Source organism: Acidobacteriota bacterium, assembly GCA_019347945.1.
GTDB lineage: Bacteria > Acidobacteriota > Thermoanaerobaculia > Gp7-AA8 > JAHWKK01 > JAHWKK01.
Genome location: JAHWKK010000015.1, coordinates 35,705 through 48,974, shown reverse-complemented (window position 1 = coordinate 48,974; position 13,270 = coordinate 35,705). Strand labels below are relative to the sequence as shown.

11 protein-coding genes are annotated in these 13,270 nt (G+C 61.0%); 2 read left to right on the top strand and 9 right to left on the bottom strand.

The window, feature by feature from the left end; all coding sequences use genetic code 11:
- Nucleotides 1–10: 10 nt before the first annotated feature.
- From KY459_10865 to KY459_10840, 6 genes are read right to left on the bottom strand one after another with little or no spacing between them, the layout of a single operon-like run.
- A complete protein-coding gene (locus KY459_10865; GenBank protein MBW3565216.1) occupies nucleotides 11–553 on the bottom strand; it encodes a hypothetical protein in 543 nt (180 codons plus the stop codon).
- A 14-nt stretch (nucleotides 554–567) separates the two neighbouring features.
- Nucleotides 568–3,150 (bottom strand): type IV pilus secretin PilQ, encoded by a 2,583-nt coding sequence (gene pilQ / locus KY459_10860; GenBank protein MBW3565215.1) that lies wholly within the window; start codon nucleotides 3,148–3,150, stop codon nucleotides 568–570.
- On the bottom strand, nucleotides 3,143–3,658 hold the full coding sequence (locus KY459_10855) for a pilus assembly protein PilP (protein MBW3565214.1): 516 nt from the start codon (nucleotides 3,656–3,658) through the stop codon (nucleotides 3,143–3,145). Before KY459_10855 ends, pilQ begins: the two co-directional genes overlap by 8 nt.
- 2 nt (nucleotides 3,659–3,660) lie before the next feature.
- Nucleotides 3,661–4,254, bottom strand: a complete 594-nt coding sequence (locus tag KY459_10850; protein ID MBW3565213.1) for a type 4a pilus biogenesis protein PilO — start codon at nucleotides 4,252–4,254, stop codon at nucleotides 3,661–3,663.
- 16 nt (nucleotides 4,255–4,270) lie between these two features.
- Nucleotides 4,271–4,897, bottom strand: a complete 627-nt coding sequence (locus tag KY459_10845) for a PilN domain-containing protein (protein MBW3565212.1) — start codon at nucleotides 4,895–4,897, stop codon at nucleotides 4,271–4,273.
- Nucleotides 4,894–5,949 carry a pilus assembly protein PilM gene (locus KY459_10840; protein ID MBW3565211.1) on the bottom strand — a complete coding sequence of 352 codons (1,056 nt, stop codon included), beginning with the start codon at nucleotides 5,947–5,949 and terminating at the stop codon, nucleotides 4,894–4,896. Before KY459_10840 ends, KY459_10845 begins: the two co-directional genes overlap by 4 nt.
- 191 nt (nucleotides 5,950–6,140) lie before the next feature.
- Here KY459_10840 and rpmB point away from each other — a divergent pair, with 191 nt between their 5' ends.
- Nucleotides 6,141–6,335 (top strand): 50S ribosomal protein L28, encoded by a 195-nt coding sequence (gene rpmB, locus KY459_10835; protein MBW3565210.1) that lies wholly within the window; start codon nucleotides 6,141–6,143, stop codon nucleotides 6,333–6,335.
- Nucleotides 6,336–6,338: 3 nt separating this feature from the next.
- Here rpmB and KY459_10830 read toward each other — a convergent pair whose 3' ends face one another.
- The 3 genes from KY459_10830 to KY459_10820 all read right to left on the bottom strand — a co-directional run bounded on the left by KY459_10830 (nucleotide 6,339) and on the right by KY459_10820 (nucleotide 11,756).
- Nucleotides 6,339–8,513, bottom strand: a complete 2,175-nt coding sequence (locus KY459_10830; protein ID MBW3565209.1) for a bifunctional (p)ppGpp synthetase/guanosine-3',5'-bis(diphosphate) 3'-pyrophosphohydrolase — start codon at nucleotides 8,511–8,513, stop codon at nucleotides 6,339–6,341.
- A 76-nt stretch (nucleotides 8,514–8,589) separates the two neighbouring features.
- Nucleotides 8,590–8,820, bottom strand: a complete 231-nt coding sequence (locus KY459_10825) for a hypothetical protein (protein ID MBW3565208.1) — start codon at nucleotides 8,818–8,820, stop codon at nucleotides 8,590–8,592.
- A gap of 134 nt (nucleotides 8,821–8,954) precedes the next feature.
- On the bottom strand, nucleotides 8,955–11,756 hold the full coding sequence (locus KY459_10820; protein ID MBW3565207.1) for a TonB family protein: 2,802 nt from the start codon (nucleotides 11,754–11,756) through the stop codon (nucleotides 8,955–8,957).
- A 204-nt stretch (nucleotides 11,757–11,960) separates the two neighbouring features.
- On the opposite strand from KY459_10820, the gene rho reads away from it, so the two are divergent.
- On the top strand, nucleotides 11,961–13,256 hold the full coding sequence (rho, locus tag KY459_10815) for a transcription termination factor Rho (GenBank protein MBW3565206.1): 1,296 nt from the start codon (nucleotides 11,961–11,963) through the stop codon (nucleotides 13,254–13,256).
- Nucleotides 13,257–13,270 lie beyond the last annotated feature (14 nt).

Below are 13,270 nucleotides of genomic sequence, written 5' to 3'. Positions count from 1 at the left end.
CACCCGACTCTCAAGCGCACCCGCCGCAGTTGAAACAGAAATCAACCGGGAAACTGACGCTCGTTGCTACATTTTCGCCGGAGAGGGTCTCTCCGAAGATCTCGAGAATGACATCCATCTGCACGACTCTCCGTCCGGTTTCCGGATCGACCCCACCGTTGCTGGGCATGAGCGCGGCGAACGGAGCCTCGTTTGTCGCGTCGGCCTGAAACACCCGAGTATTCACGGATGCGGTACCCCCGATCGGAACCAGGCCCGAGATCGTTCTGACGAACGAGCTGGGTCTCAGTGTTCCGCCATCGGTTCGCCTGTACGAAACCCTCATTCGGGTCAGCCGAACGTCGAGAAAAGTCTCCTCCGAAAGAGGATTCTTCGCGATCGCGTTCACGACCACGGTGACCAGATCCGGGCAAACGGGGTCCGCAAGGTCCACCAGCTGGACGACATCCGGCGTCACCGTCGCGACGAGCTCGACCGGCGAAGATTCCCGGGCCACGTCGTCGCAGCCGGCGAGTGCCATGAGTGCTGCGACCGTCAGTGTCAGCTTTTTCATCATCGCTCCTACCCTCACTGTACCCTCACGATCCGCGGCGTAATGAAGATCAGCAGCTCGTCGTGCCTCGAAGAGATGTCATTGTTCTTGAACAGGTTGCCCAGCACCGGAATCTGGTGCAGGAACGGAACTCTTGATTGCGCATTGTTGTCGGTGGCCTGGTAAATACCACCGATCACGGTCGTTCCGCCGTCACGCACCATCAGCTTGGTCTGGGCTCGTCTGGTAATCAGCGGCGAGTTCGTCCCGCCGACTACAGTCAGACCGAGCGCCGGCTCCGTCTTCTGAACCTGAATGTCCATGATGACCGTTCCGACTGCCGTGACCTGCGGTGTGACCGAGAGCCTGAGCGTCGCGTCGATGTAGGTGACGGTCGTGGTGAAGTTCACGCGCGTCTGCACGGGAATCTGGACACCGCTCTGGATCTCTGCGGCCTGATTGTCCTGAGTGGTGACCTTCGGCGCCGAGACCACCTTGACCAGTCCCTCGCTTTCGGCTGCCGTGAGGAGAACATCGAGATCGAAGGTGCCCAGCACATCCATGAAGCTCAGATCGAGGACGGGATTGCCAGCTCCGAAGTCGAATGGCCCGCCCGTGACATCCACCCGGTTGGGGAACGTGAGGCCAGTCCCCGTGCCGAGTGCCGGGTCGAGAGTCCCGTTGAAGCCCCAGGTGATTCCGAGCTGACGCGCGAAGTTCTTCGTCGTTTCGACGATTCTCGCTTCGATCATGACCTGGGGCGTTGCCACATCGATCGTCTCGATCAGATCGAACATCGTCTGCAACACGTCCGGGACCTCGGAGATAATCAACTGATTGGTACGCGCGTCGACGATGATCGTACCGCGCGGCGTGCTGAGGGCACTGAGAATCGACTGGACGTCGGGTGCCCGTGCATATGAAAGGTATTTGATGACAGTCCGGAGAGGCACGTTGTTTCGCTCTTCTTCGGCGAGCTCACGTGTCCGTACGGCCTCGGCCGTCAGGCGGTTGATCGTTCCGATCCGCATGACGTTGCCGCTGTACGTGTAGGTCAGGTCGTTCTGCCGGAGAATCAGATCGAGCGCCTGATCCCACGGAACTCCTTCGAACCGGACCGTGACCGTCCCCCGCACTTCCGGATCGATCGCAATGTTCAACCCGGTGATCTCGCTGAAGAGTCTCAACACGTCGATCAGGTCCGCGTTGGTGAACGTGATGTCGATCGGCTCGCCGGTGAAGATCCGCTCCATCGCGCCGACTTCCCGGCTCTCTCCCGGCAGGAGAACCGTACCGCCCTCGACCGTCGCGCCCGGAGTGACGCCCTGCTGGAACACGTCGTCGACCGGTTCCTGCTCGACGGTGCTCCGGATCACGCTGGTGTCGATTGGCCGCTCCTGCGGCGGCGGCTCCGGTTCGCGGACCGTCTGCGGCGCATAAACCAGGTGAGTCGCATCCTGCTCGACCCCCGCTGCATCCGACACTCTGAAGACATCTTCCGGCGCTTCCCTCGGCAGATCCGCCGCCGTCATTTTCGGGGCCACGCGAGTTGCGGGGAGGTCCGTGTCGATCTCGCTTGCAAGCATCGTTCGGACTGGACGGGCGGCGTCGGACATCACCACTTCCAGCCCCTCGGCCGCCTGCCGGACGGTATACGGATGGTCTCCCTTGAGATCGAGCACGACGCGCGCGACCGGATCGGGATCACTGCTGAATTGCGCTACCCGAACCCGCTGAACTGAGGCGCTACCCGTCGAGATCACCGAGCGCTCCGACCGGTTGACCAGTCCGTTCAGGTCGACCACGATCCTGGCCGGGTCCGGCAGCGTGAAACTTTTGTAATCGACGCGTCCATCGGTTCGGAGCTTCACGACGAGACCTTCGCTCGTGGTTTCGACTTTGACTCCCAGAAGATTCGAAGCCATCTGGTCGGGAACGATGACGAGCCGAGGCTCCGTGACGGTAGCGATGGCTGGCTCGCTCGAATCCTCGAGCGGCTCGTCGAGAATCGGTACGACCGGTTCCGCCGTCGGCAGCGCCTCGCTCGTCACGACGGGCTCGGCAAGTCGAACGCCCTCGTCATCTCCCCACTGCGCGGCAGGCTCATCCGCAATTGCCACAGGATCGGTTTCCCCGAGACTGATGACGAGGTTTTTTCCTTCGGTCGAGACGCTCGGATCGAGATCGCCGGTCAGGCGGACGGTGATCCGTGTGATCGGGGTCCCGAGCTCGAAAACCTCTTCCGCGGCGAGAGAAGCCACGATCGGAGGAAGATTCGAGGGGATCTCGAGTCCGGCCGCTCGAGTCACCGAGGGGAGGTCGACGACGAAAACGTCGGCCTGGGGGCTGTAGGAAGTGTACGAAGGGTGTTGGGTCGTATTGAAAACGAGCCGCGGCGAAGGTACGAGCTCGGACCTGATCGACGTCAGCACGGGTTTTTCGACCGACTCGCCGGAAACGGCGCTCGCCCTGACCGGGCTCGACGGATCATCCGGAGTCACGCCCGCTGACGAGCAGCCGAACGCCGCCAGCATCAGGGCTCCACCGAGAACGTACTGGAGCTTCATCCTCATCATTCCCACCTCCACCATCACACGCTCCTCCAAGACATCAGCCACGTCCTCCGGGCCGGTTGTCGAGTTCCTTGACGACCTCCCGCTGTCGTTCGATCAGTGTCGGATCATTGACTTCCTGCCGGAAGTAAACCGCCGTCGGCGTGATCCTCAGGACTTCTCCATCGTAAAGCTTGTCGCCCGGCCGGATCGTGTAGCCGATATTGTCCGGGCCCTTGATCGTCGCCACGAGCCCCGATCGGGAGCGAATCACGCCCTGGAGGTCGATCTCGTCGATCAGAAACCCGGGCACGCCCGGAGGAACATCGGTTCGAACGGCCGACTCACGTCCGCGAATCAGCGATCGGAAAGGATCGCGGCGCCCCTGGGGATCGTAACGATAGGTATCGACCGCATCCTCTTCCAGAATGCTCTCGAGATCCTGAAGAACGTCTTCCGGAGCGGACTCCTGCTCCGATTCGGGCTCGGCCGATGTCGCTTCCTGTGCCGGAGCCAGGCCGGCCGGAATCAGAAGGATCGCCAGAAGAAACGCCAGCAACCTGAGTCGATTCATCGTCATTCTCCTCCCGGCGTTCCTTCTTCGTTCCCGGTCTCTTCGATCAGCACGAACGTCTTCGCCGTGAACTGGCTCGACACCGTTCGCTCGTCCTGCTGGCTGAGAGCGTCGATCTGAATGTTCTCGACGTTCATGATTCTCGAAAAGTTGCCGAGCTTGTTGAAGAGTATGGCGAGGTCATGGTAACGACCGTCGAGCGCGACCGAGATCGGCCATTCCATGTAAATATCGCTCTCGACCGCGTTGAACTCGGGGAAGTTGAGATTCTTGAGGACGAAGTCTCCTTCATCGACGAGCGCCTTGACCTTCTTGATGATCTCCTCGGTGTTGCGCTGGGAGGGAAGAATTTTCTTCAGACGCTCCAGCTCCAGCTCGAGGCGTGCGACCTCGTCCCGAAATTGCGGAAGCTCTCTCTCGGCTGCCCTCCCCTCCGCGATCCTTGTTTCGAGGGTGTCGATCTCGTCCTCGAGAGTCTGGATCTCGGTCTTGAGGGTGGCGACCGGGAAAAAGTGCACCAACGCCACGAGCATGCCGGCGATCAGAGCTCCCACCAGCAGGCCGTAGTAGAGAGGTTTTCCTTCGAGACCCGTCACTTTTCAACCCCTCCCGTCACGCCGCCGGCTCCACGATTTCTCCTTGTTCCGCCTCTTCGGGAAGCTGCGGAAGAAAGAATGTGAATCCCATCTGGAACTGGTAGACCTCAGTGTTGCCCTGCCGCGAGATTCTCCTTACGTTCGGTTCAGCGAAGAGAGGATCCCCTTTGATGTTCTCGACGAACACCGCAACGGCAGCAGTGTTGAGCGCCTGCCCCTCGATTTCCACCTGCGTCCCGGTTACGCGCATGCTGGTCAACCAGAGCAGGTCAGGAAGATTCTGGCTGACACGATCCATGACTCGAACCGGCATCTTCTGGTTCTTCTTGAGGTCATTGATCAGATTGATCCGAAGCTCGAGGTCCGCTTTTCTCTGCTTGAACTGCTCGACTTCCCGGATGATCTTCTCGAGAGCCTGTGCTTCGGCCCGCAGCTCCACGGCCTGGTTCTCGAGGCGGTTCCTCTGGCTCCAGAAGAGGAACCAGTACGCGCCGGCGAGGATCAGCCCGACCAGCGCGATGCCGACGAGCACCTTGTTGTTGAGGTCGCCCGGAGCGGCCTCGGTCATCGCGCCGCCGACGGCCGATGCTGCACCGCCACCCCGCGGACCGCGTCCCTCGCTGACGAGATTGATCCTGATCATGCGTCACCCAGCTTCCTCAAGGCCAGCCCCACTGCGACAGCCATACTCGGCCCGACCTCCGACAGCCACTCCGGATTGAAATCCCCCTCGTTGACCTGGATACTCCGGAATGGATTCAGGGTGTGGACCGGAAAGGCGAACTTGTCCGAAAGAATCGACTCCAGGTTCAGTACCGAGGCCCCGCCACCGGAGAGCATCACTTCGTCCACTCCGGCGTTGCCCGAGGTTGCCGTGAAAAAGTCGAGGGTCTTCCGAAGCTCGCCCGCAAAGTCTTCGGAAACCGAGTTCAGCACCGGAATCACCTGCTCGATCGTGTACTCACCGGCCGGCTGACCTCTCTTCAGAGCGTCCGCCGACTCGAAAGGAAGGTTCAGCTCCCTCTGGATGGCGTCGGTGTACTGGTTCCCCCCGAAGGTGATGTCCCTCCAGAACTGCGACTGCCCCCCGACGAGGACGTTCACATTGGTCACCGAAGCGCCGATGTTGACGAGGGCGACGGTGCCGGCCCCGGTCCCCCCGTAGTTGTACTCGTAGCAGTTCTGCGTGGCGAATGCGTCGACGTCGACGTGAACCGCGTTTTTCCCCGCCTGGCTGATCACCGACGTGTAATCGCCGATCTTGTCCTTCTTCACGGCGACCAGGATGACGTCCGCGTTGTCGCCCATCCCGGTATCGAGGGGGACGTAATCCAGACTCACGTCATTGATGTCGAAGGGGATGTACTGCTCCGCCTCCCATTGGATCGATTCGTCCATCTCCTCCGGAGACATCGCAGGAAGAGTGATCTTCTTGATGATCACCGAATGACCCGACAGGGAGGTGGCGAAATTCGGGTTCTTTACCCCCTGCTCGCTCGCCAGACGGGAGATCGTCTCGACGACCAGAGAGGAATCCATGATGGAGCCGTCGACGATGGCCTCCGGAGACAGCGATTCCAACCCGATTTTGACGAGCTGGAAATTTCCGGCCTTTTTCTCTTTCAGCTCGACGAGCTTAATCGCCGAGGACCCGATATCAAGACCGACCAGGTTTTTGCTCTTTGAGAAGAACACCCTTCACCCCATCCATCTCTCACTTCTCGTGGCACAGTCTGGACTGGCAGAACTCGAGGCGAAAGTACACTCTTTTCAGCCATGTGTCAACAGCCGGGCATAAGTTGAAACCTCGCGATGTTCACACGCCACGGCCCGAGGAGCAGCCGTCGAGCTCGCCCAATCCTGCGGCCGCATAACGAAGGAATCTCATGGCAAGAATGTGCGAAGTCTGCGGCAAAAAACCAGTTTCCGGAAACAACGTCAGTCACGCGAACAACGTGACCAAGCGTCGGTGGCTCCCCAACCTGCAGAGGGTGCGCGCCGTGGTCGACGGCACGGTTCGAAGGATTCGTGTCTGTACGCGCTGTATCCGCTCCGGAAAAGTCGCCAAAGCCGCCCGCTGACCTCTACTCCGCCGCCATTGCGGGCCGGAGATTGTACTTCCGCCTGACCGTCACGATTCCGTCGATCGACTGGATCGAGCGGGTCAGGCGGTCGAGCTGCCGGATGTCCCCGATCTCGACACTCAGATCGATTCTCCCTCTCCCCTCACCAGTCCTCGCGTCGACCTGCAGCAGATGAACCTGCAGATCGCCCAGCGCGGCCAGCGCCTGGGCCAGCGCACCGGGGCGGTCCTCCAGCAGGCATTCGAGATCGACAGCGAACCGGGTTCGCGAGGCTTCCCCTCCCCATTCCACCTTGATCTCCCGATCCGGGTTGAAAAGCAGGTTCTCCACATTCGGACAATTCACCCCATGGACCGCCACACCGCGGCCTCGGGTCACGTATCCGACGATCGGCTCGCCGGGCAGCGGGCTGCAGCATTTCGCGAGGTACGTCATGATGTCGTCCGCGCCTCGAACCTTGATGGCAGCAGAGCCGAACGGAAAGAGCTTTCTGACGGCTTGCTGGATCACCCCGTCGTCCTGCGGAGGTTCCTTCATCCGCTCCGGCGCGAGTGATTCGAGCACCGAGCGGGCACTCACCTTTCCGTAGCCGACATCAGCGAGCAGGTCTTCTCCCTTCCCTGATCCCTGGCGCTTCGCGAGCTCGTCCAGCTGCCCCGCGGCGATCACCTTTTTCAGCTGCACCTTGTGCCTGCGCGCCTCCTTGTCCAGCAGCTTCCGTCCCAGCTCGACGGAGTGCTTCTTCTGCTCGGTGTTGAGCCAGTGCCGGATCTTGTGCCTTGCCCTCGCCGTGACGACCAGATTCAACCACTCGCGGCTCGGCTTCTGGTGGGGTCCGGTAATGATCTCGACGATGTCCCCGTTCTGGAGTGCTGTTTTGATCGGAACGAGACGTCCGTTCACCCGGACACCCACGCACTGATGCCCGACGTCGGTGTGGATGCGATAGGCGAAGTCGAGGACGGTGGCCCCCCGCGGAAACGCGAAGACATCGCCCCGGGGACTGAACGTGTAGACCTCGTCAGGATAGAGGTCGATTTTGAGGGAGTTGAGGAAGGTCCGGGGATCCTTGACGTCGCTCTGCCACTCGACCAGCTGCCGAAGCCACAGAAAACTCGTATCTGCTCCGTCCGAGCCGATCCGCCCCTCTTTGTACTTCCAGTGAGCCGCGACCCCCTGCTCCGCAATCAGATCCATCTCTCTCGTACGAATCTGGACCTCGAACGGTGTTCCCCCCTGGCCGACCACGGTCGTGTGGAGCGACTGGTAGAAATTGGGCTTCGGCATCGCGATGTAGTCTTTGATCCGTCCGGGGACGGGTCGCCATCGCTGGTGAACAACCCCGAGGGCTGCGTAGCAGTCGGCCACCGATGGGGTCGTGACCCGGAACGCGAGATAGTCGTAAAGCTGTGCGATCGAGATCCCCTGGCGCACGAGCTTCTGATGGATCGAGATGTTCGTCTTCAGCCGGCCCGTCACCTCGACATCGATTCCCGCCTCGGAAAGTCGTCGCTGGAGCTCTTCCTTTCGAGAGTCCACAAGATCGCTGCCGACCCTCATTTTTTCCTTCACCGCCTGCTCGATCTCGTGGTACTCCCGCGGTGAAAGGTAACGGAACGCCGTGTCTTCGAGCTCCGACTTCACGATCCCCATGCCGAGACGATTTGCGATTGGAGCGTAGATCTCCATGGTCTCCTGCGCGATCTTCACCCGCCTCTCCTCCGGGAGATGATCGAGCGTTCGCATGTTGTGGAGCCGGTCGGCGAGCTTGATGAGAATCACTCGCAAATCCGAGATCATCGCGAGGATCATCTTTCGAAAGGTCTCGGCCTGCTGCTCCTCCTTCGACACGTAGGCATAGCGGGAGATCTTGGTGACACCGTCGACGAGCTCAGCGACCTCTTCGCCGAACAACGCGGCGAGCTCCTCCTTGGTCGTCAGCGTGTCCTCGAGCACATCGTGGAGCAGCCCGACCGCAATCGACACCTCGTCGAGCCGCATCTCGGCGAGGATGTAGGCCACATTCAGCGGATGGATCAGATACGGCTCACCCGAACGTCTGGTCTGCCCCTTGTGAGCGAAGGCTGAGTAAACGTAGGCCTTCTGCAGAAACTCCTCATCGAAGTCGGGTTTGTACGCTTCGACCTTTTCGAGAATGTCTTCGAACCGAATCATGTCATACCGATCCGACCAGCATCGGTTGAATCAGAACATGATTCCGCCCGTCCCGAATGCCCTCGGCAGGACGCGCTCAGCCCTCGGATCTTTCGTCCTCGTCGAGGTCGACCGGAATCCCGAGCCGGTTGCAGGCCGCTTCGTACATCTGCCGCGAGGCCGCGATGGCAGTCTGCAGCTCCGCGATCCGTTCCTTGACCTTCGACAGCTCTTCCTCGATCTGCTCTTTGAGCTCTTCAATCTCATCCCGGGTCACCCTCAGCGTGTTCTCGTAGAACTCGCGCTGCTGATCGCTCAAAATTGGCATTTGACCTCTCCTGAGGAGCCGTCGGGCTCCGAGCGTCGAAGTATAACTCAGGACCCCGCGCGGATCGCCGCCATCCGCACGCTGTCGGCTCAAACGCGACCGACGGCCCGGCATATTCGGCCCTGACCTCAGAGTCAGAGTCTGAAGGGTACGGTCACCGTCTTGTAGGCCCGCACCTTCACGCCGTCCTTGGTTGCGGGACGGAACCTTCCCGTCCGCACCATCGTTTCGGCTGCCTCGTTCAGGCCGACATTGGGGCTGATGCCTCGCAGCACTTCGGCCTCGAGCACTTCACCAGTCTCAGCGACCAGCGCGCGAACGATCACGATTCCCTCGACCCGAAGCCTCTTCGCAAGCGCCGGATAATCTTTTCTCCCCAGACTGAGAAGCTCGGGCTCGACGAGACCCGGGGTTCCGGGAGGAACGAAGTCGCCGGTCCTGACCTCGAGGGTCGCCTCTTCGGCCCGCGTCGTCGGGGGAGGCGGATCGGGCTCCACCGTACGGGGCTCTTCCGGAGACGTGCTCACCGGCACTCCTTCCTCGGGAAGCGGCGTGGAGCGGGTCGTGGTCGCGGGAGGAGTCGCAGTCGGGGTCGGCCGATCTGGTTGTGCCGTCCGCCGGGGAGGCTCGGAAGCGCGCGCTGCTGCCTCCCGTTCCCGGTCGAGTTGCTCCCTCTGTCGTCTCTGTCGCTCTTCAGCGTCTCGCCGGTCCGCCGCGAGCCGATCCCTCACCTCCTGATCGATCCTCGCCAGATCCGCAGCGTCGAGCTCCGGCTCCAGCTCCTGCTCGTCGGGGACGAGCTCTTCCTCTTCGAGACCTTCCCCGGTCAGGGCAATCGTTCCGGCCGTTTCGGTGGGCTGCACGATACCGACCGGCGCGGGGACATCGCCGCGGTCGGCGATCTCGGAGGCCGGCGCCTGTTCGCCTGCATCGCGCGAGGGGGCCATCACGTACCAGGCTCCCACCGCACCGGCGAGCCCGATCAGGAGGATGGCCGCGATCCACGGCACCGCGCTTCTTTTCCGCGGAGGCTCATCGATGATCACGACCTCTTCCGGCTCGGCTGCGGCCTCGGTCACGACCTTTTCGGGCGCCGGCGTGATCAGCGAAGCCGGCGTAACGATTTCACGCGGCTCGGAGCTCTCGGATTCAGCCGAGGATCTTGTCTCGACCGGCTGGAGCGGCAATGGGCGCTCTTCGGTCGGAACCCTGGCGGATCGCTCGAGCCCGTCGATCCACGCTGCGAGATCGAGGTTGGTGGGGGCCGGTTTGAAGTTGAATAGTTGTTGATCGATGGCCCTCGCCATCTCCCCCGCCGTCTGGTACCGGGCCTCCGGATCCTTTTCAAGCCCCTTGAGGACGATCTCGTCGATTTCCGGAGTGACATCCTCCTCGTACATCGAAGGAGCCGGAACCTGAGCTTCACGAACCTGATCGAGTACCGAGATGTCGCTGTCGCCCTGAAAGAGCTTCCGCCCGGCGAGCATTTCGAAAAGCACGACAGCCGTCGCAAAAAGATCGGACCGATGGTCGATCTGACGGCCCCACGCCTGCTCCGGCGACATGTACTGCAGCTTTCCCTTGAGGACTCCCGCCTGAGTGTGGGAGGCCTTGGTCGCCGCCTTCGCGATCCCGAAATCACACAACTTGATGTCGCCTTCCGACGAGATCAGAACGTTCTGAGGGGAGACGTCGCGATGAACGAGCCCGAGTTTTTCGTTGTCGAAGCCCTTCTTCCGATGAGCGTAATCGAGAGCCCAGCAGATCTTCGACGCAACGAAAAGTGCAAGTGGAACCGGCAGCGGGTGTACGCGCTCGCGCGCCATTTTCAGAATGCTCTTCAGGTCGTAGCCGTCGATGTACTCCATCGCGATGAACCACGATTCCTCGAGCTTGCCCAGATCGTAAATGTGGATGATGTTGTTGTGGTTCAGCTGAGCTGCGAGCTTGGCTTCATCGACGAACATCTCGATGAATTCCTCGTTGTCCGAGAGATGGGGAAGGATTTTTTTGATCGCAACGATCTTTTCGAAGCCCTCCAGACCGTGCATCCGCGCCTTCCAGACTTCCGCCATACCTCCGGTGGCAATTTTCTCGATCAGTTTGTACTGGCCGAACTGGTTCGGATCTGACGAAACGGGGCCTCCGGCTTCTCCCGAGCTCGCTGGCTCCGCAGTGGCTTCGGGAAACGGAGGGAGGTCGTGCTCCGGACCGGTCTGCCGAGACGGAGCCGGCGATTCCGGCGGCCCCTTCTTCTTCCGACCCTCGAGGCCCGACAGAGTGTCTTCGAGAAGTTTGTCGACGTCATCGGCCGGAGCCGGAGCGGGAGACTCTTTGGGAGGCTCGGCCGCGGGGGCACGCTTTCTCAGCGTCGGGATTCGCACTCCGGCGAGCGTATCCTCCAGAAGTTTGTCGACGTCTTCGACTGAGACCTTGCGGACCTTTTCGGTCAGCGCTGAGGGGTCCGGTTCCTTGCTCAGCGTGGGCCGGTCGACCAGATCACCAAACAGCTCCTCGGAAGACATCTGAACCGTGGGTGCGGTCTCGAACGGCGCTTCCTCAGCCGAGGAGTCGGGGAGCATCTCTTTGAGCTTGCGGGAGAAGTCGTCGACAGTATAGGGCTTGAGCAGCAGGCCCTGCCCACCGAGCTTCTGCGCGTCCGTCTTCGGGTCGGATCCGCTGTACCCACTGATGGTGAAGAGAATAGGAACGGACGGTCCGAGGTTCTGTCTGACCGACTTGACGAGATCGGCAGTACTGAATCTCGGTATGATCGTCGAGAGTACGACGAGGTCGTAGCGGTTGCTCGCCATGAGCCTGCCCGCTTCATCGCCCGACCTGGCGACGTGAGACGTAATGTCGGTGGCAACCAGGGCATCCTCGGCTCGCTGAATGTAGCGGGGTTCGTATTCGATGACGAGAATTTGGCGAGCCATGATCGGTTGCCGCAGCAGAACGATTCTTACACACCAGTTCTGCCCTTGCAATTCGATTTTGGCAGACTATACTAGCGACGCCGCGACCCGGTGAGCTCTTCGAGGCCCGGGAGACGCCACGCGTCGAGAACCTCCGCGTGACGGATCGTGGCAATTCACGATCGCTCTTTTCGAGCGAGACTGGTTTCCGAAAGGATTCCCTGCATGACGACTGAAGACAATCCACCCCGCAGGCGCCGCCGCCGCAGACGGCGAGGCGGTAGCTCCGCCGAGTCCGACGGTTCTGCCAGGCCCGATGACGCTCAGATGAACGACGCGCAACGCCGACGGAAACGTCCCAGGCGAAAGCGGAAGGGGCGAGCCCCTTCCACGGCTCAGCAGCAACCGCTGCAGATCACCGGCGAGCCCGAACGCGTCCAGGGGGTCCTCTGGACAAAACCGAACGGGCAGAGCATTCTTCTCGACACTCTCAACAACTACGTCCCCCAACCAGCCGATCCGCAGGTTCCCCGCTCGATCATCGACAAGCTGCGCCTCGACGACGGCATTCTGATCGAAGGAATTGCCAACCAGACGACCCGCGGGCTGGTTCTCGACGATGTCGAGAAGATCGAAGGGCGTTCCATCGAGGACTATCAGGAGCAAAGACATCCGTTTGCCGATCTGATCTCGATCGATCCCACCGAGCAGTTCAAGCTCGAGACCGAATCGCAGCGCCTCACCACACGTGTGCTCGACCTTCTCGTTCCGATCGGCAAGGGTCAGCGCTGCCTGGTCGTCGCTCCCCCGAAAGCCGGAAAGACGACGCTTCTGAAAGACATCGCGCACGGTATCGAAACGAATCATCCCGAAGTGATCGTTCTCGTCCTTCTCGTGGACGAGCGCCCCGAGGAAGTCACCGACATGCGTCGCTCCGTGCAGGGGGACGTAATTGCGTCCAGCTCGGACGAGACGGCGGAGAATCACATCACGATCGCCGAGGTCGTTCTCGAACGAGCGCGGCGGCTCGTGGAGCTCAAAGAAGACGTCGTCATCCTCTGCGACTCGATCACCAGGATGTCTCGTGCCTACAACAATCAACAGAAGGGAAGCGGCCGGATCATGTCGGGAGGAATCGATGCCCGAACCATGGAGAAGCCCCGACGGTTCTTCGGCGCGGCTCGAAATGCCGAGAACTGGGGCTCGCTGACGATCGTCGCGACCGCTCTGGTCGACACCGGCTCCCGGATGGATGAGGTCATCTTCCAGGAATTCAAAGGGACGGGCAACACCGAGATCGTTCTCGAGCGGGGCCTGTTCGAGCGCCGGATCTTCCCCGCCATGAACATCCCGCAAAGCGGTACTCGCAAGGAAGAAAAGCTGCTCGATTCGTCGGTTCTCCCGAAGATCCACCAGCTGCGCCGGGCACTGGCGGGCACCGACCCCCTCAACGCGATGAGAATGCTGCTCGAAAAGCTGCAGAAATTCGATTCCAACGAGGAGTTTCTGCAGAGTTTCTGACGATGATTTTTTTA

What these genes read in the sequence shown, in the direction of transcription:
- KY459_10865 (MBW3565216.1), bottom strand. Translation starts at nt 553, where the DNA reads ATGAAAAAGCTGACACTGACGGTCGCAGCACTCATGGCACTCGCCGGC.
- KY459_10855 (MBW3565214.1), bottom strand. Translation starts at nt 3,658, where the DNA reads ATGAATCGACTCAGGTTGCTGGCGTTTCTTCTGGCGATCCTTCTGATT.
- KY459_10845 (MBW3565212.1), bottom strand. Translation starts at nt 4,897, where the DNA reads ATGATCAGGATCAATCTCGTCAGCGAGGGACGCGGTCCGCGGGGTGGC.
- rpmB (MBW3565210.1), top strand. Translation starts at nt 6,141, where the DNA reads ATGGCAAGAATGTGCGAAGTCTGCGGCAAAAAACCAGTTTCCGGAAAC.
- KY459_10830 (MBW3565209.1), bottom strand. Translation starts at nt 8,513, where the DNA reads ATGATTCGGTTCGAAGACATTCTCGAAAAGGTCGAAGCGTACAAACCC.
- KY459_10825 (MBW3565208.1), bottom strand. Translation starts at nt 8,820, where the DNA reads ATGCCAATTTTGAGCGATCAGCAGCGCGAGTTCTACGAGAACACGCTG.
- KY459_10820 (MBW3565207.1), bottom strand. Translation starts at nt 11,756, where the DNA reads ATGGCTCGCCAAATTCTCGTCATCGAATACGAACCCCGCTACATTCAG.
- rho (MBW3565206.1), top strand. Translation starts at nt 11,961, where the DNA reads ATGACGACTGAAGACAATCCACCCCGCAGGCGCCGCCGCCGCAGACGG.